The sequence below is a fragment of the Angustibacter speluncae genome, assembly GCF_054777815.1.
Genome location: NZ_BAAHAF010000053.1, coordinates 1 through 17,676, shown reverse-complemented (window position 1 = coordinate 17,676; position 17,676 = coordinate 1). Strand labels below are relative to the sequence as shown.

Genomic DNA, 17,676 nt, shown 5'->3' with positions numbered 1-17,676 from the left:
GCTCCATGACGCAACGGTTGTCCGACCCCGCCGTCGGTCGCGGGGCGGATAGCCGGCGCGACCCCTCCGTGGAGGCCGTGGCGCTCGCCGGCGACCGTGCCCGTCGGGCACGGCGCCGGCGGGACGCGCTCGTCGCGTTCGCGCTGATCGCGCCCGCCGCCCTGATGTACGGAGTCTTCGTGCTGCGGCCGATCGGCCTGACGGTGCAGTACTCGTTCTACGACTGGAACGGCGTGACCGCCTCGACCTGGGTCGGTCTCGCCAACTACGCCGCGCTGTTCGAGGACCCGCGCCTGTCCGGCTCGATCGTCAACGCGTTCGAGCTGATCGTGTTCTTCAGCCTCGTCCCGGTGACCCTGGGGCTGCTCACGGCCAACACGATCCGCAAGATCGCGACGAGCCGGCTGGCCGTCGTCGCCCGCACCGTGATCTTCCTGCCGCAGATCATCCCGCTGGTCGCCGCGGGCATCATGTGGAGCTGGCAGCTGTCGACCGACGGCCTGGTCAACCAGGTGCTGCGGCTCGTGGGCCTCGGAGGCCTCACCCGCGCCTGGCTCGGTGACTTCGGCACGGCCCTGCCGGCCGTCGGCGTGATCGGCGCGTGGGTGCTGTTCGGCCTGTGCATGCTGCTGCTGCTGGCCGGGATGTCGAAGATCGACGGCTCGCTCTACGAGGCCGCCCGCATCGACGGTGCCGGGCCGCTGCGCGAGTTCGTCTCGATCACGCTGCCGAGCCTGCGGCAGGAGGTCGTCATCTGCTTCACCATCACGATCATCGCCGCACTGGCCAGCTTCGACATCGTCTACATCGCCACGCAGGGCGGGCCGGGCAACAGCACGCTCGTGCCGGGGCTGCAGATCTACTACCTGGCGTTCTTCCAGCGCGAGGTCGGCATGGCCTCGGCGCTCGCCGTGGCGCTCATGGTGCTGGTGCTGCTCGTCGTGCTGCCCCTGCAGTGGTTCAACCGGGAGGGGAAGTCGTGATCGTGTCCTCCCGCGAGACGTGGGTCGGCCGGGTGCTGCTGGTCGTGCTGATGGTGGTGACGGTGATGCCGTTCGTCAGCCTGTTCGCGACCGCGCTGCACCCGCAGGGCACCTACCCGTCCGGGCTCGAGTGGCCGGACGACCCGCAGTGGGCGAACTTCGTCACCGCGTTCCAGTCGTCCGGCATGGCCCGGCTGCTGCTGTCGAGCGTGCTCATCGAGATCGGCGTCGTCCCAGCGGCTCTGCTGTTCGCGACGCTCGCGGGCTTCGCGCTCGGCCAGCTGCGACCGCCCGGCGGGCGCGTCGTCTTCATCGCGTTCGTCCTCGGGCTCACGCTGCCGTTCGAGGGCGTGATCATCCCGCTCTACTACCAGATGCGTGACCTCGGTCTGCTGAACACGCGGTGGGCCATCGTGCTGCCGCTGATCGGCCTCTACATGCCGTTCGCGGTGATGTGGATGCGCGCCCACTTCGTCACCCTGCCGCCGGACCTGTCGGAGGCCGCTCGCATCGACGGGGCCGGGACGTGGCAGCTGTTCTGGCGCATCCACGTGCCGCTGTCGATGCCCGCGCTGTCGTCCCTGGCGATCCTGCTGTTCCTGTGGACCTGGAACCAGTTCCTGCTCGCCGTCGTGCTGGTCGACGAGCCGGCCAGACGGACGATGGCCGGCGCGCTCGGTGCCTTCCAGGGGCAGTGGGGCACCGACATCCCGCTGCTGTGCGCCGGTTCGCTGCTGATCCTGACCCCGACCCTGATCCTCTTCCTCGTCTTCCAGCGCCGCTTCGTCGCCGCCCTCCTGCAGGGATCTCTCAAGGGATGACCACCGCCACCAGCCGGCCGCCGATCGACCCCGAGATCGCGCGGGCCCTCACCGAGCAGGCCGACGTCGTCGTCACCGCGCTGCACGCCGACGAGATCGCCGGCATCCGCGACCGGGCACCCGCGCCGGACCTGGACGCCGTGACCTTGGACGGCACGTTCGCGCTGACCGAGCACGCCGTGCCGGCCCGTGGTGCCGCGGCACCGGTGCCGCTCGTCGTGCTGCGCCCGCCGGCGACCGCCGCGCCGCCACCGGTGCTCCTGCACCTGCACGGCGGCGGCCTGGTGGCCGGGACGGCCTACGACGACCTCGCCTGGGCCGCCCAGCTGGCGCACGCCACCGGGTGCGCCGTCGTCTCGCCCGACTACCGGCTCGCCCCCGAGCACCCGTACCCCGCAGCCGTCGACGACGCCTACGCGGCCCTCGAGTGGGTGTCGGGCCACGGCGGCTCGCTCGAGCTCGACGGCGACCGGGTCGTGCTCGCCGGGGTCAGCGCCGGGGCGGGCCTGGCCGCCGCGACGGCGCTGCTCGCCCGCGACCGCGGTGGGCCGCGCGCGCTCGGCCTGCTCCTGGTCTGCCCGATGCTGGACGACCGCAACGACTCGCACTCGGCGCGGCAGATGGCGGGTCACGGGTCCTGGGACCGCACCGCGAACGCCACCGGGTGGCACGCCTACCTCCCCGGTCGCGCGGGCGGCGACGACGTCCCGGGCTACGCCTCCCCGGCGCGTGCCGAGCACCTCGGGGGGCTGCCGCCCGCCTTCGTCGACGTCGGGTCGGCCGAGACCTTCCGCGACGAGGACGTCGAGCTCGCGCGCCGGATCTGGGCGGACGGCGGCGAGGCCGAGCTGCACGTGTGGCCCGGCGGCGTCCACGGCTTCGACTTCCTCGCCCCGGACGCCGAGCTGTCGGTGCGGGCCCGGGCGGCCCGGGTCGGGTGGCTGCAGCGGCTCCTGGTCGCACCGCCCGAGGCGCGCCCCGCCGCCGGGACGTAGGGCGTCAGCGCGTCCCGACGTGCACGTGGTCGTAGTGGTTCGCCGTCGGCGAGCCGCGGTCGGCCATCGCCTTCCACTGCGTGAACGGATCGCCGACGAACCAGATGCGCTGGCGCCAGATGACGTTGTCGACCCCGAGCCGGCCGGCGTTCTCCTGCAGGTACGCGGCGACCCGGTCGCCGGTGGCCCGGTCGACCATGATGTCGAGCGCCTCGCCCGTCCCGTGCTCCCCGTCGTCACCGGGACGCAGGCCGCCGTAGCTGAGGCCCGGGAAGGCCGCGCAGACGGCGCGGTAGGTCGTGATCGTGCTGGCGCGCAGGCCGCTCTCGACGGCGCTGCCGCCGGGGCACGGCTCACCCGACACCCCCTGCGGCACAGAGCCTCTCGCCACGACAGTGTCGCCAGCGGCCTCCTCGACCTCCGCCGGCGGCGGGTTCGCGCCGGTGTCGGCCGCCCGCACCCAGGCGGTGACGCCGTTCACGACGATCTCGGCGAACCCGGCCTCGGTGCGGCCGGTGAGGTCGACGCGAGCCCCGCGGTCGAGCCGGGCGAGGACCGCCGCGCCGCGCGCCGGGTCGGCGACGACGGCCGTCTCGTCCTGGGCGTACCCGGGGGTCGAGCCGGGCACCGCGAGCGGCGCGCTCACGGCGGCCACGGGTGCGTCGGCGGCCGCCTGCACCACGCTCGCACGCGCCTGGTCGCGCGACACCCGACGAGGTGCCAGGCGCTCCTGCGGGACGGCTGCTGCGCCGACCGCCGCCTGCTGACCCGACGCGAGCGCGACGTCCGGACCGGAGACGGGCCCGGCGACGGCGCCCAGGCCGGCCAGGCCGACCAGGACGAGCAGGGCGCCGAGCCGGCGGGGGTCGCGGCGGCGGGGGAGCGGACGCGCGGCGTGCCGACGTCGCGCCTGAGCCATCCGGGGACCACCTGCAGGGAGAGGGGGCGTCGCCGGTCCGGCGACGCGATCGAGTGAACCACGGCGGGCGGGTGCGGCCAAGGCCCGTGACCCGCCTGCAGCAACTAGTTGCACTGAGTGCAGAATGACGGAGTGACCACCGCGACCGACCGCCGCACGGCGCTCAAGGTCCGTCACCGCGCAGCCCTGGTGGCCGCCGCCCGCCAGCTGGTCGACGAGCGCGGGCCCACGGGCTTCACCACCGACGACCTCGCCGCCCGCGCCGAGGTGTCGCGCCGCACGGTGTTCAACCACTTCGCCCACCTCGAGGACGTCGTGGTCGCGTGCGCCGAGGCCGAGCTGGAGGAGGCCGTGGCGGCGGTGGGGCACGACCTCGGCGCCGGTTCCGAGCGGGTCAGCCCCCTCGACGACCTGGAGGCGTCCCTGTCGTCGACGGACGTCGCCGACGTGATCAGCCGGCTGGGACGGGTCTTCACCGCGCCCGGCCGCGAGGCCGTCGCCGAGCGGGTGCGGCAGCAGGCGCTGCAGCAGCTCGGTGCCGGCGCCGCCGGGCGGCTGCGCGCCCGCTACCCCGAGCTCGCGCCCCTGGAGGTCGAGCTGCTGACGACCACCGTCATGAACGGCGCCGCGGTCGTGGCCGCCACCTGGCTGGACGAGACGGGCGGCGACCTCGGCCGCACCAGCCGCGCCCGCCTCGCCTCGCTGCTGGCCGACCTGTTCCGCCTCGTCCGGCACGGCTTCGGCGCACCCCTCGCGGTCGACCGCCGCACCGCACCCCCCGACCCCACCCCCTCGACGGAAGGCCCCTGACGTGGCCCGCTGGCTGTCCTCGCTCGGCTCCCTCGCGGCGCACCGCCCCCGCACCGTGCTCGGGGTCTGGGGGGTGCTGCTCGCGCTCGGCGTCGCCGGCTACCTGGCGTTCGGGGGCACCCTGTCCGCGCAGGTGACGCTGCCCGGCACCCCGACGGCGAAGGTCGTCGACCAGCTGGCGCAGGAGTTCCCGGACGCGAGCGGCGGCAGCGGCACCGTGGTCTTCCACGCCGAGGACGACGCGGAGCTCACCGACGAGCAGCGCGCCGGGATCTCCGACCTGCTCACCCGCGTCGCCGACGTCGAGGGCGTCACCGGCACGGTCGACCCGTTCACCACGACCGAGCAGCGGCAGGAGCAGGCCGACCAGCTCGCCGCCGGTCAGCAGCAGCTCGAGGCCGCCCGGGCCGAGCTCGACGCCGGTCAGCAGCAGCTGGACGCGGGGCGCACGCAGCTCGAGGCGCTGCCGCCGCAGGCGCAGCAGAGCCCGGAGGTGGCCGCGCAGCTCGCCGCGCTCGAGCAGCAGCAGGCCCAGCTCGACGCCGGCCGCGCGCAGCTCGACGACCAGGCGCGCCAGGCCGACCTCGGTGCGCGCCTGCTCGCCGTCTCGCAGGAGGTCCGGCAGGTCTCCACCGACGGCGCCACCGCGCTCGGCGTCGTGCAGTTCGCGCAGCCGCTGCTCGAGGTGACGCCGGAGACCAAGGAGGCGGTCGCCGCCGAGCTGCTCGACGCCGACCTGCCCGGCGTGCAGGTCGCGCTCAGCCAGGACCTCGTCCAGGAGGTGCCCGAGATCTTCGGCCCCGCCGAGGCCGCGGGCCTCGCGGTCGCCGCCATCACCCTGCTCGTGGTGCTCGGCACCGCGCTCGCCGCGGCGATCCCGATCGTGTCCGCGCTGGTCGGCGTCGGCGTCGGCGTCACCGCGGCGCTGTCGCTGTCGGGCGTGGTCGACATGCTCTCCGTCACGCCGATCCTCGGCGTCATGCTCGGTCTGGCGGTCGGCATCGACTACTCGCTCTTCCTGCTGAACCGGCACCGGCGCCAGCTGCTGCACGGCATGGCCGTCCCGGAGTCGATCGCGCTGGCGACCGGCACCGCCGGCAACGCGGTCGTCTTCGCCGGGCTCACCGTCGTGATCGCGCTCGCCGCCCTCAACGTCACCGGTATCGGCTTCCTCGGCCTGATGGGCACGGTCGGGGCGTTCTGCGTCCTGGTGGCGGTGGCGATGGCGGTCACCTTCACGCCGGCGGTGCTCGCGCTGCTCGGCACCCGCGCCCTGCGCCGCAGGGAGCGGCAGTTCTACGACCGGCACGACGACGCCGCCGAGGAGCAGCGGCACGCCGACGACGAGGCCGAGGCGGCCGCGCAGGCGGGCCTGCGGCCGATGCCCACCTGGCGGGCCGCGGTCACGCTGGTGGTCGGCGTCGCCGTGCTGGGGCTGCTCGCCGTCCCCGCCGCCTCGCTCCGGCTCGGCCTGCCGGACGGGTCGTCCGAGGCGGTCGACTCCACGCAGTACCAGGCGTTCTCGCTCACCGAGCAGGCGTTCGGCGCCGGCACCAACGGGCCGCTCCTGGTGGTCGCCGAGCTCGACCAGCCGGTCTCGGGCGCCGACCAGCTGGCCGAGCAGGTGCGGGTCGCCGAGCAGCTCGCCGACCAGGAGGACGTCGTGGCGGTCGCGCCGATCGGCGCCTCCGACGACGAGCGGCTGCTCGCCTTCCAGGTGGTGCCCGCAGGGGGCCCGACCAGCGAGTCGACCGAGCAGCTGGTGCAGGACCTGCGCGCGCTCCCCGAGGGGTACGGCGTGGCCGGCAGCGCGAGCGGCAACATCGACGTGTCGCAGCAGCTCGCCGGCGCCCTGCCCGGCTACCTCGGGCTCGTCGTGGGGCTGTCGCTGCTGATCCTGGTCGTGGTCTTCCGCTCGTTCCTGGTGCCGCTGACCGCGACCCTCGGGTTCGTCCTGTCGTTGTTCGCCACCCTGGGCGCGATCACCGCGGTGTTCCAGTGGGGTTGGCTGTCCACGCTGTTCGGCGTGACGACACCCGGGCCGGTGCTGAGCTTCCTGCCGACCATCGTCATCGGCATCATGTTCGGCCTGGCGATGGACTACCAGCTGTTCCTGGTCTCGGGCATGCGCGAGGCCTGGGCCCACGGCACCGACGCCCGCACGGCCGTCACGGCCGGCGTCCGGGCCGGACGGCGCGTCGTCGTCGCCGCCGCGATCATCATGGTCGCCGTGTTCGCCGGTTTCATCGGCTCGGACGCCGTCATCATCCGCTCGTTCGGCTTCGCCCTCGCCTTCGGCGTCCTGGTGGACGCCTTCCTGGTGCGGCTCCTGCTCGTCCCCGCGGTGATGCACCTGCTGGGCCGCAGCGCGTGGTGGCTGCCCCGCCCGCTCGCGCGGGTGCTCCCGGACGTGGACGTCGAGGGCGCCTCGCTCGAGCGGGCGGCGGGGGCGGCCGCTCAGCCCACCGGGATCAGCAGGTCCTCCAACCCGACCCGGCGGTAGAACTCCGCGCGCACGCGGTCGCCCACGGCGAACACCACGGCCGCGCCGTCGTCGGCGGGGTCGACGTGCACCCGGAAGGGCCTGCGTCCCTTCGGGGTGCCGACGAGGTCGACGACGGCGCGCGCCACCTCGGACGGGTCCTGGTCGGCGGGTGCCAGCTCGGCGAGCCGCGCGGCGACCTGGTCGGTCAGGCCCGCGTACTCGACCTCGTAGGCGTCGACGACCGCGGTGTCGGTGGCCTGGCCGGCGTTCGCGAAGTGGTTGGTGCCCACCGTGAACGAGCCGGGGACGACGATCGAGGTGTCGACGCCGAACCGTGCGAGCTCGGCCGCGTAGCTGACCGCGAGGGCGTCCATCCCCGCCTTGGCGGCGAAGTAGGGCGCGAGGTACGGGGGCGTGCCGCCTCGGCTGCTGGACGAGCCGATCCAGACCACGAGGCCGTCGCGCTGCGCCCGCAGGTGCGGCAGCACGGCGCGGTTGACCCGCTGCGTCGACAGCACGTTCGTGTCGTAGACCTGCGCCAGCTGCTCCGGCGTGAACGCCTCCGTGGGGCCCAGCACCATGTGGCCGGCGTTGTGCACCACCACGTCGACGCGGCCTGCCTCGTCGACGACGGTGCGCACGGCGGCGTCGACCGAGTGCTGGTCGACGACGTCCATCTCGACCGGGCGCAGCACCACCCCGTGCTCGCTCGCGTAGGCGAGGGCGTCGGCGGTGGCGCGCGCGTTGCGCCCGGCGGTGTCGCGCATCCCGGCGTAGACGGTGTGACCCGCGTCGGCCAGGGCGCGCACGGTCAGCGCGCCGAAGCCGCTGGAGGCGCCGGTCACGAGGACGGTGCGAGGGGTCGTGGTGGTGGTCATGATCGAACTCCGTCCGGTCGTGGTGGGGGTCACGCGATGCCGCCGTTGACGTACAGGACCTGGCCGTTCGTCCAGCGGTCCGGGCCGGCGAGGTGCGCGACGACGCGCGCGATGTCGGCGGGCTCGCCGAGGCGCTCGAGCGGCGGCATCGAGGCGAGCCGGTCGACGGCCTCCTGCGGCTTGCCGTCGAGGAACAGCGGGGTGGCCGTGGGGCCCGGGGCGACGGCGTTGACGGTGACGTCGCGGCCGCGCAGCTCCTTGGCGAGCACGGCGGTGATCGCGTCGACCGCGCCCTTGGTGGCGGCGTAGGCCGCGTACTCGGGGAGCGCGAGCTTCACGACCGAGCTCGAGAAGGTGATGATCGCGCCGCCGTCGCGCACCCGCCGGGCCGCCTCGCGGGCCACGACGAAGGTGCCCCGGACGTTCGTGCGGTGCATGCGGTCGAGCTCGTCCAGGTCGAGGTCGACCACGGGCGCGAGGCGCATGACGCCCGCGGTGTGCACGAGCACGTCGAGGCCGCCGAGCTCGCGCTCGACCGTGTCGAACGCGGTGGCCATCGCGGTCTCGTCGGCGACGTCGCCGCCGACGACCAGCGCGGCGGCGCCCGCCTCGCGGGCCTCGGCCGCGACGGCCTCGGCGGCGTCGCGGTTGCCGGCGTAGTGCACCGCGACGGCGAACCCGTCGGCGGCCAGCTGCCGCACGACGGCCGCGCCGATGCCGCCGGACCCTCCGGTGACGAGGGCGACCCGCTGCCGGGGGCCGGTGGTGGTGCCTGCGGTGGTGGTGGTCATGACGTCTCCTGCCTCTCGGGCGGTCCAGCGCGCACCAGATGTGTACGCTGAGTTCATTAGAACGTAAGTGAACGGTGCGTTCAAATCAAGGAGGCGCAGTGGGACGCGGGCGACGGCCGACCGAGCAGGTGCGGCAGGAGGTGCTGGAGGCGGCGGGCCGGCTGCTGCTCGACGACGGGATGGGCCGGTTCACGATCGAGCGGGTGGCCGCCGAGAGCGGCGCCAGCAAGGTGACGATCTACAAGCTCTGGCCGTCCAAGGGCGCGCTCGCGCTCGAGGGCTACTTCGCCGCGGTCGAGCCCGCGCTGGAGTTCGCCGACACCGGCGACCTCGAGCGCGACCTGCGCAGCCAGCTGCACGCGTTCGTCGCGCTGCTCACCACGACCCAGGCGGGGCCCGTCATTCGCGGGCTCATCGCCGAGGCCCAGCACGACGACGCGCTCATGCAGGCCTACCTGGCGACGTACGCCGGGCCGCGCCGTCGGCTGGCCGTCGAGCGGATGGAGACTGCCCGGGACGCCGGGCAGCTCGCCCCCTGGGTCGACGCCGAGACGGTCGTCGACCAGCTGTGGGGCGCCTGCTACCACCGGCTGCTGCTGCCCAGCCTCCCGCTCGACGAGGCGTTCGCCGACCGGCTGGTCGACAACCTGGTGCGTCCCGTCGGCGGCTGAGCCCGGGCGTCGTCCGGTCGTCGTCCGCGATGGGTGCGGTGCGCCGCGCGCGAAGTCGCGCGCCCGCCGGCGCCCGCCCCCGTACGGTGCCCGGCGTGAGCGACGACGCCTGGGCCACCCGCTTCGACGACGCCGACCCGGTGCACCGCGCGGTCGACGAGCTGGTGTCGACCGCGCTCGCGGACGGCGGGTACGTCGGCGTCGCCGCCGCACTCGTCGAGGACGGGCGCACCGTCCTCGCGCGCGGCTGGGGTCGCACCTCGGCGGGGGACGGCGCGGGCGAGGTCTCGCCGGGGACGCTCTTCGCGTTCGGCTCGATCAGCAAGACCCTGACCGCCTTGCTGGTGCTGCGGCTGCGCGAGCAGGGGCTGCTCGACCTCGACGCGCCGGTGGTCGAGCACCTGCCCGACCTCGCGTTCCGCGACGACCCCGCCCGCGGGCGCCGGATCACCTTGCGGCACGTGCTGAGCCACACGACCGGGCTGCCGAGCGGGGGCAAGGACCAGGGGGCCTCGGACGCGGCCGCGCTGCGCCGCTTCGTGCACGAGGACCTGGCGCGGTACCGGTTCTCGGGCGAGCCGGGCGAGGTGCACCGCTACAGCAACACGGTCCTGGTGCTCGCCGCGCACGTCGCCGAGGTGGTCACGGGCCGCACCTACGAGGACGCCGTGGCCGAGCACGTCCTCGCGCCGCTGGGCATGGGGCGCACCACCTTCGAGCTCGGGGTCGCTGCGACGTACCCGCTCGCGCTGCCGCACGGCACCGGCGGGGACGGCAGGCCGGTGGTGCAGCACCGGTTCCCGCAGAACCGCGACGGCAACGCCGCCGGCTTCGGCCTCGGGTCGACCCTCGACCTGGCGCGCCTCGGTGCCGTGCTCGTCGACGGCCGCGCCGCCGACGGGTCGGTCTTCCTGCCCGAGGCGGCGCTCGAGGAGCTGCGCACGCCGTGGACGAGCCGCCACACCAGCGGCTTCGAGTCGGGGTACGGGCTCGCCCTCTACACCGGCCACTGGCGCGGGCACCGCGCCGTCGGTCACGGCGGCCTGCTCGCCTCGTACAACTGCCTGGTCACCGCGTTCCCCGAGCACGGCCGCGCGGTGGTCGTGCAGTCGTGCTGGGACGACGGCCGCGGCACGGGGGCGCTCATGGAGGTGCTGCACCGGTGGGCGGTCGACGGCGCGGGACCCTCGTGCGCCTGCCCGCCCGAGCCGCGCCCGGCGCCGGTGCGGCTCGACGGTCTGGTGGGGACCTGGCTCGACGTCCACGCCGGGACGGTGGAGGTGGCCGAGGTCGACGGCCGGGTGGTGCTCACCTCCGAGGACCGCTCGGCCCCGGTCGAGCTCGCGCCCGACGGCCCCGTCTGGGACGGCACCCCAATCGGCGTCGTCCGCGCCGACGACGGCACCGCGCGGCACCTCGTCCTCGATGGCGAGCCGTACCAGCGCTTCTCGTCGGTGCCGTTCGACCCCGCCGGCGACATCGGATGGGTCGCAGGGGAGTACGCGGCCTGGGACGTGGACGACGACCCGGCCCGGCTCGAGGTCGTCGACGGCAGGCTCGTCGTGCACTGGTGGAAGGGCCGGCAGGAGGCCCGCCGGGTGGGTCCCGCCGCCTTCGTGAGCGGCTACGGGCTGCTCGAGCTGGAGCGCGAGCACGGCGACCGGGTCGTCCTGGTGGCGGGCGGCGGCGCCCGCCTGCTCCGCGTCCCCGCACCCGAGCGGGTGCCGGGCACTGGCGCGGCGCCGTCCGACGTCGCACACTGACGCCATGGCCGCGGAGCAGCTGCAGCAGCGCATCGACGAGGACGCGTCCGCGGGCGGGCGCTTCCGTGCGCTCCCCGCGCACCTGGGCGTCGACGACACCCGCACCGAGGAGATCGTCGACCAGCGCGACGACCCGGAGGACCGCCGCCTGTGGTGGGCCGCGCTGCAGAAGGCCCTGCACGACGGCTGACCCACGCGGGCGAACTGCTCGGCGTGCGACGTCGCGGGTCTGCGGTCAGGATCGTGACGTGTGCACCGAGACCCCTTCCGCCAGGACGACCCTGGTCATGGACACCTCGGCCGCGCGCGAGGCCCGTCGGTTCCTCGACGAGGCCTGGTGCATCGAGCACCTCCACGTGCTGCGGCCCCAGGCCGAGATGGTGCTGGGCGAGCTGGTCGCCGACGCCGTCCGGCACGGTTCGCCGCCGGTCGACGTGCGGCTCGACTGCGACGGCGCCGCCGCGACGATCGAGGTCACCGACCGAGACCCCGACCCGGGCGACCTGGTCCCGCCGCCCGGGGGGCGTCCGCGCATCAGCCTGGTCGACGTGCTGAGCGACGAGTGGGGCGTGCGGACGCGTCCCGGCGGAAAGACGGTGTGGAGCCGGCTGGTCGGCGTCCCGGCCTGACCCACCGCGGCCCCGGGTGGTGGGATGTGCGCGTGCGGACCCCCGACTCGTCGCCGGTGCAGGACGTCGTCCCCTTCCGCGACGCCGTGCGCGCCTGGTTCGCGATCTCGCTGCAGACCTTCGGCGGTCCGGCCGGGCAGATCGCGGTCATGCAGCGCGAGTTGGTCGAGCGCCGGCGCTGGATCGGGCAGCGCCGGTTCCTGCACGCCCTGAGCTTCTGCACCCTGCTGCCCGGGCCGGAGGCGCAGCAGCTCGCGATCTACGTCGGGTGGCTGCTGAACGGGCTGCGCGGCGGCCTGGTCGCCGGCGTGCTGTTCGTGCTCCCGGGCATGGTCGCGCTGCTCGCGCTGTCGGCGCTCTACGTCTCGGCCGGTGACACCGGCCTCGTCGCGGCGTTGTTCGCAGGGCTCGCGCCGGCGGTGCTGGCCATCGTGGCGCACGCGCTGCTGCGGGTGGGAGCGAAGGCGCTCGGCCACCCGGCACTGGTCGTCCTGGCCGTCGGGTCCTTCGTCGCGCTGTCCGCGTTCGCCGTCCCGTTCCCCGTCGTCGTCGCGGCGGCCGCCGTGATCGGTTGGGGGCTGGGGCGGTTCGCGCCCTCGACGATGAGTCCACCCGCGAGCGGCGAGGCCGACGACGCGACCCCCGCGCTCGTCCCGGACGACGCGCTGCACACCGCCGCTCCCGGGGGCTCCCACGTCGCCAAGGTGCTGGGGGTCGGGCTGCTGGCCTGGGGCGTGCCGGTCGCCGCGGCGGCCTGGCTCACCGGCACCCAGGGGGTGCTCACCGAGCAGAGCCTGTTCTTCAGCGGGACGGCGCTGGTCACCTTCGGCGGCGCCTACGCCGTGCTCGCCTACGTGGCCCAGCAGGCCGTCGGCGTCTACGGCTGGCTCGCACCGGGCGAGATGGTGCGCGGCCTCGCGCTGGCCGAGACCACGCCCGGACCGCTCGTGATGGTCGTGCAGTTCGTCGCCTTCCTCGGCGCCTACCGCGACCCCGGCGCCCTCGACCCGTGGGTCGCCGGCGTGCTCGCCAGCCTGCTCGTCACCTGGGTGACGTTCGTCCCGTGCTTCGTCTTCATCTTCGTCGGCGCCCCGTACGTCGAGCGGTTGCGCGGCAACCACGCGCTGTCGAGCGCGCTCACCGGCGTCACCGCCGCCGTGGTCGGCGTGATCGCGAACCTCGCGGTCTACTTCGCGGTGCACACGCTCTTCGACCGCACCGACGTCGTCCGCGCCGGTCCGCTGCGGCTCGAGCTGCCGGACGTCGGCACGCTGCAGCCGGTGCCGCTCGTGATCGCCCTCGTCGCCGGGGTGCTGCTGCTCCGGCTGCGCTGGTCGGTGCTGCGGGTGCTGGGCGTCTGCGCCGCAGCGGGTCTCGCGGTCGGCGGGGTGCGGGCGCTGCTGGGCTAGAGCCCCTGCAGGCGCGGGGCCGGGTCGTAGCCCTCGTCGATCTTCCCGCACCGCACGCACTCGTGCCGGTACCCGGTGTCGTCGCCGGGTGTGGGGCGGCGGACCCACGTGTGGAACGCGACCAGGCAGATGAGTCGTCCCCAGCGCATCGTCGACCTCCTCGGCAGCCGTCCCGAGGCGTCCGACGATCCTCCGGGACGCGTTCGCGCGCAAGGGACGTCGGGGCCGTCCTCAGAGGTTCGCGGTCGCCAGCGCACCGGTGAGGAGCGCGACGAACACGGCGGTGGTCACGACCGGGCGCGCGAGCGGCATCGGGTCGTCGTCCTCGCCGACCCGGCGGGCGTACCAGTTGATCCAGACGCCGACGGTGAGCGCGAACGCGATCGCGGCGAGCCAGGTGAGCGCGTCGGACAGCACGCCCGCATCGTCGTCCGGCGGCCGCCGGGTGTCGAGGGGCTCCGGCGTCGAGCCCTCAGGTGTCGAGCTCGACCTCGGCGAGCCAGTCGCGCTTGACCTCGCGCCAGCGCTCGTCGGTCATGGTGCGGCGCCAGTAGGGCGAGACCGACAGCGCCTCGCGCGGCACCCCCCGCTCGCCGAGCAGGTGCCGCCGCACGGCGCGGGTCTCGACCGCCTCGCCGTGCACGAACGCGTGGACGCCCTCGAACGGGCGCGTGATCGCGGCGACGGCGTCGACCAGCGCCTGCCCGGCGTCGCCGGCGAGGGCCTCGCGGTGCAGCCACACGACCTCGAGGCCGTCCGGGCCCCCGAGCGCCACCTCGTGGCCGGGGCCGTCGACGAGCAGGACGGCGACGGCCTCGTCGCCGGCGCCCAGGGCCTCGAGCGAGGCCGCGATCGCGGGCAGCGCGCTCTCGTCGCCGACGAGCAGGTGCCAGGCGGCGGCCGGGTCGGGCCGGTAGGCGCCGCTCGGGCCGGCCAGCTGCAGCAGGTCGCCGGGACGGGCGGCCTGCGCCCAGCGGCCCGCCGTGCCCTCGTCGCCGTGCACGACGAAGTCGATCGTCAGCCGACGGGTCGCCTCGTCCCACGCCCGGACGGAGAACCGCCGCGGCACCGGCCACGCGTCGCGCTCGAGCGCGCGCGCCCCGGCCAGGTCGAACGGCACCGCGTAGGGGGCGTGCGGCGGGACGAACAGCAGGTTCACGTAGGCGTCGGTGAACGGGACCATCGCGAAGTCGTCGAGGCCGTCGCCACCCAGCACCACCCGCACCATCGCGGGCGAGACCCGCTCGACCTGCTCCACCGTGCCGTGCACGCGTCCTCCTCCGATCGGCTTAGGTCACCCTAACCCGCGACGGTCGGGGACTTCCCCGCGGCCGTCGTCGGGTGGACGCTGGAGGGGTGGCGACGTCGAGGTCGCTCGTCGAGGTCGCGCCGGACGCGGGCGCGGTCGAGGAGCAGGAGCAGGTGGTCGCGCCGGGGCGCCGCACCGGCCAGGTCCTCGCCTGCGTGCTCGCGGTCGCCGCGGTCGTGCTGGGCGTCGGGGGCGTCGCGGGCAGCCGCGTGGTGGTGCCCGACCTGCTCGACCGCGACCCCTTCCCGTCCGTGCCGCTCGACCCGGCCCTCGCGGCGGTGCTCGGCACCGGCACCGCGCACCTCGTGGTGCGCGAGGACGGCTGGTACGACCTGCGCGCCCTGGGCCTGGCCGCGGACGGCACCCTCGCCGGCGGCGAGCAGCACCTCGACCGCGACTGGTTCGACACCTGGGGACGCGCGGTCCAGGTCGACCTCGGCAGCGGGACGACCGGGGCGCTCGACGTCGTGCCGTCGACGGTGGTGGCGCGCGACGCCACCGCGCTGCTCACGCTCGAGCACCTCGACCCGCGCCACGACGACGACCTGGTCTGCACGCCGCTGGTCGGCGGTCGCCGCACGGTGCTCACCGACGGCAGCGTGCTGCCGGGCTCGGTCGTCCTCACCGGCAGCCTGGTGGCCTGGTCGCTGAGGTCGGGTGCCGACGGTCCACCCGTCGTGCAGGTCGCGGAGCGGACCGCGAGCGGGTGCCCCGAGCGCGCCCGCGCGACGGGTCTCGAGGGGGCGGTCGTGGCCGCGGACGGCGACGAGGTCTACGTCCGGCCGGCGGACGGGGACTGGCTCGTGCGGGTCGACACCAGGACGGGGCGCAGGCTCCCGCTGGACCGGCCCGGCGCCGGGTCGCTGCCCGGCGTGCCGGCCGACGAGGTGGCCAGGACCGGGGAGGACGGCGTCGACGCGGCGGCTGGACGGCTCGCCTGGTGGTCCGGCGACGCCCTGCTCGTGCTCGACGTCGACGGCGGGGAGGTCGCCGTCGCCGCGGAGGGGCTCGACGACGTCGCGGGGAACGGGGGCAGCGGGGTGCGGGTCCGGGTCGGCGAGCGGCTCGTCACCTGGTCGACGTGGCCCGTCGACGGCGACCCTGCGCGCTCGCGCGGCGTCGTGCACGACCCCGCCAGCGGTCGGACGGCCGAGCTCGGCGGCGAGGCGTTCGCGGGCGGCCCGTACGTGGTGTGGCTCGCGCCGGACGGCTACCGGTTCGTGCGGACGCCGTGAGCGGGGATCAGCCGAGCCAGGGCCGCACGAGCAGCCAGCCGCCGAGCAGCGCGGCGCCGCAGCACACCAGCAGGAACACCCCGGTCCAGACCGTGGTGGGCACGCGGGTGAGGGCGGCGAGCTGCGCCGGGTCGGACCCGCGCGTCCGCCGCCGGGCCGCGTGCAGCTCGACCACCGGCCGGGCCGACGCCAGCAGGAGGAACCAGGTGACGGCGTGCGCCGCCCCCTGCTGCCACGCGTCCGGCAGGAACCAGGTGACGCCGACGAGCAGCGTCCCGACGACGAGCACCGACCAGAGCCCGAACAGGTTGCGCACCTGCACCAGCAGCAGGACCAGCGCGACGAGCAGGCCGACCAGCACGACCAGGACGTAGCCGCGGGCCAGCACCGCGGCGCAGGCGAGTCCCAGCAGGGCCGGCGCGGGGTAGCCCGCTGCCAGGGTGAGGACCGCGCCCGGGCCCCGGCGGCGTCCGGACGAGGTGGTGAGCCCGGAGGAGTCGCCGTGCAGCCGGACGCCGTGCAGGCGGCGCCCCGTCAGCAGCGCGGCGAGCGCGTGCCCGCCCTCGTGCACGAGGGTCACCGCGTGCCGCACCAGCGGCCAGGTGCGCGGGCCGGCCACGAGCAGCAGGGCGAGCGCCGCCGCGGCGACGACGACGAGCCCGGGCGGGTCGGCGGCCGGGGTGGTCAGGCGGCCCCACCACTCCTGCGCCGTCACCCGACCAGCCTGCACCACGCGGACGGACCCGGACGAACCCCGCGCCGCCACCCGGCGGGCTGCTCCGGAGCGGCGAGATCGCGTCCTGGGTCTCCCGTGGGAGCGGTCCGATGGGCCATCATCCCGGCGTGGGTGCGCACGACCAGGACGACGAGCCGGCGCTCTCGCGGCTCGCGCAGGGTGCGCTGCAGCTGCGCGAGCGGTTCCCCGGCTGGCGCGGGCTGGCCTGGTTCACCGGCGTGAGCGTGCTGGCCTCGTGGCTGCTCTGCAACGCCGTCTACCTCGCCTTCGACCCGGGCATGGCCGGCTCGCTGCTGGGCCAGCTGCTGCCGGTGCTGTCGCCGGTCGTGCTCGCCGGGCCGGCGTTCTGGGTGCTGTTCACGCTGCTCGACGACCTCGCCGCCGAGATCGGACGCCGCGAGCGCACCGAGGCGGTGCTGCGGGCGCACGCCGGCCAGGACGACCTCACCGGGCTGGCGAACCGGCGGGCGCTGGTGGCCGAGCTCGCCGGGCGCCTGCGCGCGGGCACGGTCGAGGCGGTCGCGATGTTCGACCTCGACCACTTCAAGCGGGTCAACGACGAGCACGGCCACGCGGCGGGCGACCGCGCGCTGGCCGCTGTCGCCCTGGCGGCCCGCGAGGCCGTCGGCAGCCAGGGGATGGTGAGCCGGCTCGGCGGCGAGGAGTTCGCGGTCGTGGTCTTCGGCGGCGGCGACGTGCTCGAGGAGCTCCTCGCGCGGGTGCTCGACCGCGTCCGCGCGGCGGGCGACCAGGTGGGCACGACGATCTCGATCGGCGCCACGGTCGTGCGTCCGGGCGACACCGTCGACTCGGCCCTGCTGCGCGCGGACGCGCTGCTCTACCAGGCCAAGGACCGCGGTCGCGACCGCGTCGTGCTCGACCCGCAGGACGAGGACGCGAGCGAGCCGGCCTGACCGGCACCGTCCACCGACCGAGCCGCCCGGTGGTGCCCGCGGTCCGGCTGGGATGATCGGGGCGTGACGTCACCTGATCTCGTCGCGGCCCTGCGCGCCGCCGGGTTGCGTGACGTCGACGACTCGTCCCGGCGCCGCGCGGAGTACTCGACCGACGCGTCGAACTACCGGGTGCCTCCGGCCGTGGTGGTGATGCCGCGGCACGTCGAGGAGGTGCTGGCGGCGCTCGAGGTGGCCCGCGCGACGGGGACGCCGCTGACCGCCCGCGGCGCGGGGACGTCGATCGCGGGCAACTCGATCGGGCCGGGCATCGTGCTGGACACCTCCC

At 75.4% G+C, this 17,676-nt stretch carries 20 protein-coding genes; 13 read left to right on the top strand and 7 right to left on the bottom strand.

Annotation, left to right across the window (positions count from 1 at the left end):
- Window positions 1-5: 5 nt before the first annotated feature.
- From ACYVKY_RS05810 to ACYVKY_RS05800, 3 genes are read left to right on the top strand one after another with little or no spacing between them, the layout of a single operon-like run.
- Window positions 6-983 (top strand): carbohydrate ABC transporter permease, encoded by a 978-nt coding sequence (locus ACYVKY_RS05810; RefSeq protein ID WP_460434029.1) that lies wholly within the window; start codon window positions 6-8, stop codon window positions 981-983.
- The gene (locus tag ACYVKY_RS05805) at window positions 980-1,804 is read left to right on the top strand and encodes a carbohydrate ABC transporter permease (RefSeq protein ID WP_460434028.1); all 825 of its coding nucleotides are present in this window, start codon (window positions 980-982) and stop codon (window positions 1,802-1,804) included. The genes ACYVKY_RS05810 and ACYVKY_RS05805 overlap by 4 nt, the downstream gene beginning before the upstream one ends.
- Entirely contained in the window at window positions 1,801-2,799 is a 999-nt protein-coding gene (locus ACYVKY_RS05800; RefSeq protein ID WP_460434027.1) for an alpha/beta hydrolase, read from the top strand. Before ACYVKY_RS05805 ends, ACYVKY_RS05800 begins: the two co-directional genes overlap by 4 nt.
- A gap of 4 nt (window positions 2,800-2,803) precedes the next feature.
- Here the strand turns inward: ACYVKY_RS05800 and ACYVKY_RS05795 are convergent, their stop codons facing one another.
- Window positions 2,804-3,718 carry a hypothetical protein gene (locus ACYVKY_RS05795; RefSeq protein WP_460434026.1) on the bottom strand — a complete coding sequence of 305 codons (915 nt, stop codon included), beginning with the start codon at window positions 3,716-3,718 and terminating at the stop codon, window positions 2,804-2,806.
- A gap of 132 nt (window positions 3,719-3,850) precedes the next feature.
- Here ACYVKY_RS05795 and ACYVKY_RS05790 point away from each other — a divergent pair, with 132 nt between their 5' ends.
- Complete coding sequence (locus ACYVKY_RS05790; RefSeq protein WP_460434025.1) at window positions 3,851-4,528, top strand: TetR/AcrR family transcriptional regulator; 678 nt, start codon at window positions 3,851-3,853, stop codon at window positions 4,526-4,528.
- 1 nt (window position 4,529) lies between these two features.
- Window positions 4,530-7,031: an MMPL family transporter gene (locus tag ACYVKY_RS05785; RefSeq protein ID WP_460434024.1), complete on the top strand. Its 2,502-nt coding sequence runs from the start codon at window positions 4,530-4,532 to the stop codon at window positions 7,029-7,031.
- Here ACYVKY_RS05785 and ACYVKY_RS05780 read toward each other — a convergent pair.
- The gene (locus ACYVKY_RS05780; RefSeq protein ID WP_460434023.1) at window positions 6,986-7,891 is read right to left on the bottom strand and encodes an SDR family oxidoreductase; all 906 of its coding nucleotides are present in this window, start codon (window positions 7,889-7,891) and stop codon (window positions 6,986-6,988) included. The two genes, ACYVKY_RS05785 and ACYVKY_RS05780, sit on opposite strands and share 46 nt — an antisense overlap.
- A gap of 29 nt (window positions 7,892-7,920) precedes the next feature.
- The gene (locus ACYVKY_RS05775; protein WP_460434022.1) at window positions 7,921-8,682 is read right to left on the bottom strand and encodes a Rossmann-fold NAD(P)-binding domain-containing protein; all 762 of its coding nucleotides are present in this window, start codon (window positions 8,680-8,682) and stop codon (window positions 7,921-7,923) included.
- Between the two features lie 128 nt (window positions 8,683-8,810).
- Here ACYVKY_RS05775 and ACYVKY_RS05770 point away from each other — a divergent pair, with 128 nt between their 5' ends.
- From ACYVKY_RS05770 to chrA, 5 genes are all read left to right on the top strand, one after another.
- Window positions 8,811-9,353, top strand: coding sequence for a TetR/AcrR family transcriptional regulator (locus ACYVKY_RS05770; RefSeq protein ID WP_460434062.1), 543 nt, complete (start codon window positions 8,811-8,813; stop codon window positions 9,351-9,353).
- 95 nt (window positions 9,354-9,448) lie between these two features.
- Window positions 9,449-11,116, top strand: a complete 1,668-nt coding sequence (locus ACYVKY_RS05765; protein WP_460434021.1) for a serine hydrolase domain-containing protein — start codon at window positions 9,449-9,451, stop codon at window positions 11,114-11,116.
- A 4-nt stretch (window positions 11,117-11,120) separates the two neighbouring features.
- Window positions 11,121-11,306, top strand: a complete 186-nt coding sequence (locus ACYVKY_RS05760) for a hypothetical protein (RefSeq protein ID WP_460434020.1) — start codon at window positions 11,121-11,123, stop codon at window positions 11,304-11,306.
- 58 nt (window positions 11,307-11,364) lie between these two features.
- Window positions 11,365-11,745, top strand: coding sequence for an ATP-binding protein (locus tag ACYVKY_RS05755; RefSeq protein ID WP_460434019.1), 381 nt, complete (start codon window positions 11,365-11,367; stop codon window positions 11,743-11,745).
- Window positions 11,746-11,777: 32 nt separating this feature from the next.
- Window positions 11,778-13,154 (top strand): chromate efflux transporter, encoded by a 1,377-nt coding sequence (chrA, locus tag ACYVKY_RS05750; RefSeq protein ID WP_460434018.1) that lies wholly within the window; start codon window positions 11,778-11,780, stop codon window positions 13,152-13,154.
- On the opposite strand, the gene ACYVKY_RS05745 is transcribed toward chrA, so the two are convergent.
- The 3 genes from ACYVKY_RS05745 to ACYVKY_RS05735 all read right to left on the bottom strand — a co-directional run bounded on the left by ACYVKY_RS05745 (window position 13,151) and on the right by ACYVKY_RS05735 (window position 14,424).
- Window positions 13,151-13,303, bottom strand: a complete 153-nt coding sequence (locus ACYVKY_RS05745) for a hypothetical protein (RefSeq protein WP_460434017.1) — start codon at window positions 13,301-13,303, stop codon at window positions 13,151-13,153. The genes chrA and ACYVKY_RS05745 overlap by 4 nt on opposite strands.
- A gap of 82 nt (window positions 13,304-13,385) precedes the next feature.
- The gene (locus tag ACYVKY_RS05740) at window positions 13,386-13,571 is read right to left on the bottom strand and encodes a hypothetical protein (RefSeq protein WP_460434016.1); all 186 of its coding nucleotides are present in this window, start codon (window positions 13,569-13,571) and stop codon (window positions 13,386-13,388) included.
- 55 nt (window positions 13,572-13,626) lie between these two features.
- Window positions 13,627-14,424 carry a siderophore-interacting protein gene (locus tag ACYVKY_RS05735; protein ID WP_460434015.1) on the bottom strand — a complete coding sequence of 266 codons (798 nt, stop codon included), beginning with the start codon at window positions 14,422-14,424 and terminating at the stop codon, window positions 13,627-13,629.
- 86 nt (window positions 14,425-14,510) lie between these two features.
- On the opposite strand from ACYVKY_RS05735, the gene ACYVKY_RS05730 reads away from it, so the two are divergent.
- Complete coding sequence (locus ACYVKY_RS05730; protein WP_460434014.1) at window positions 14,511-15,698, top strand: hypothetical protein; 1,188 nt, start codon at window positions 14,511-14,513, stop codon at window positions 15,696-15,698.
- Between the two features lie 7 nt (window positions 15,699-15,705).
- Here ACYVKY_RS05730 and ACYVKY_RS05725 read toward each other — a convergent pair whose 3' ends face one another.
- The gene (locus ACYVKY_RS05725) at window positions 15,706-16,413 is read right to left on the bottom strand and encodes a M50 family metallopeptidase (RefSeq protein ID WP_460434013.1); all 708 of its coding nucleotides are present in this window, start codon (window positions 16,411-16,413) and stop codon (window positions 15,706-15,708) included.
- Window positions 16,414-16,541: 128 nt separating this feature from the next.
- On the opposite strand from ACYVKY_RS05725, the gene ACYVKY_RS05720 reads away from it, so the two are divergent.
- Together ACYVKY_RS05720 and ACYVKY_RS05715 are read left to right on the top strand one after the other, a co-directional pair.
- Window positions 16,542-17,348 carry a GGDEF domain-containing protein gene (locus ACYVKY_RS05720; RefSeq protein ID WP_460434012.1) on the top strand — a complete coding sequence of 269 codons (807 nt, stop codon included), beginning with the start codon at window positions 16,542-16,544 and terminating at the stop codon, window positions 17,346-17,348.
- Window positions 17,349-17,411: 63 nt separating this feature from the next.
- The coding region (locus ACYVKY_RS05715) for an FAD-binding oxidoreductase (RefSeq protein WP_460434011.1) at window positions 17,412-17,676 on the top strand (265 nt) is incomplete at its 3' end.

Coding starts and splice junctions, on each gene's coding strand:
- ACYVKY_RS05810 (WP_460434029.1), top strand. CDS start 6: ATGACGCAACGGTTGTCCGACCCCGCCGTCGGTCGCGGGGCGGATAGC.
- ACYVKY_RS05800 (WP_460434027.1), top strand. CDS start 1,801: ATGACCACCGCCACCAGCCGGCCGCCGATCGACCCCGAGATCGCGCGG.
- ACYVKY_RS05795 (WP_460434026.1), bottom strand. CDS start 3,718: ATGGCTCAGGCGCGACGTCGGCACGCCGCGCGTCCGCTCCCCCGCCGC.
- ACYVKY_RS05780 (WP_460434023.1), bottom strand. CDS start 7,891: ATGACCACCACCACGACCCCTCGCACCGTCCTCGTGACCGGCGCCTCC.
- ACYVKY_RS05775 (WP_460434022.1), bottom strand. CDS start 8,682: ATGACCACCACCACCGCAGGCACCACCACCGGCCCCCGGCAGCGGGTC.
- ACYVKY_RS05760 (WP_460434020.1), top strand. CDS start 11,121: ATGGCCGCGGAGCAGCTGCAGCAGCGCATCGACGAGGACGCGTCCGCG.
- ACYVKY_RS05745 (WP_460434017.1), bottom strand. CDS start 13,303: ATGCGCTGGGGACGACTCATCTGCCTGGTCGCGTTCCACACGTGGGTC.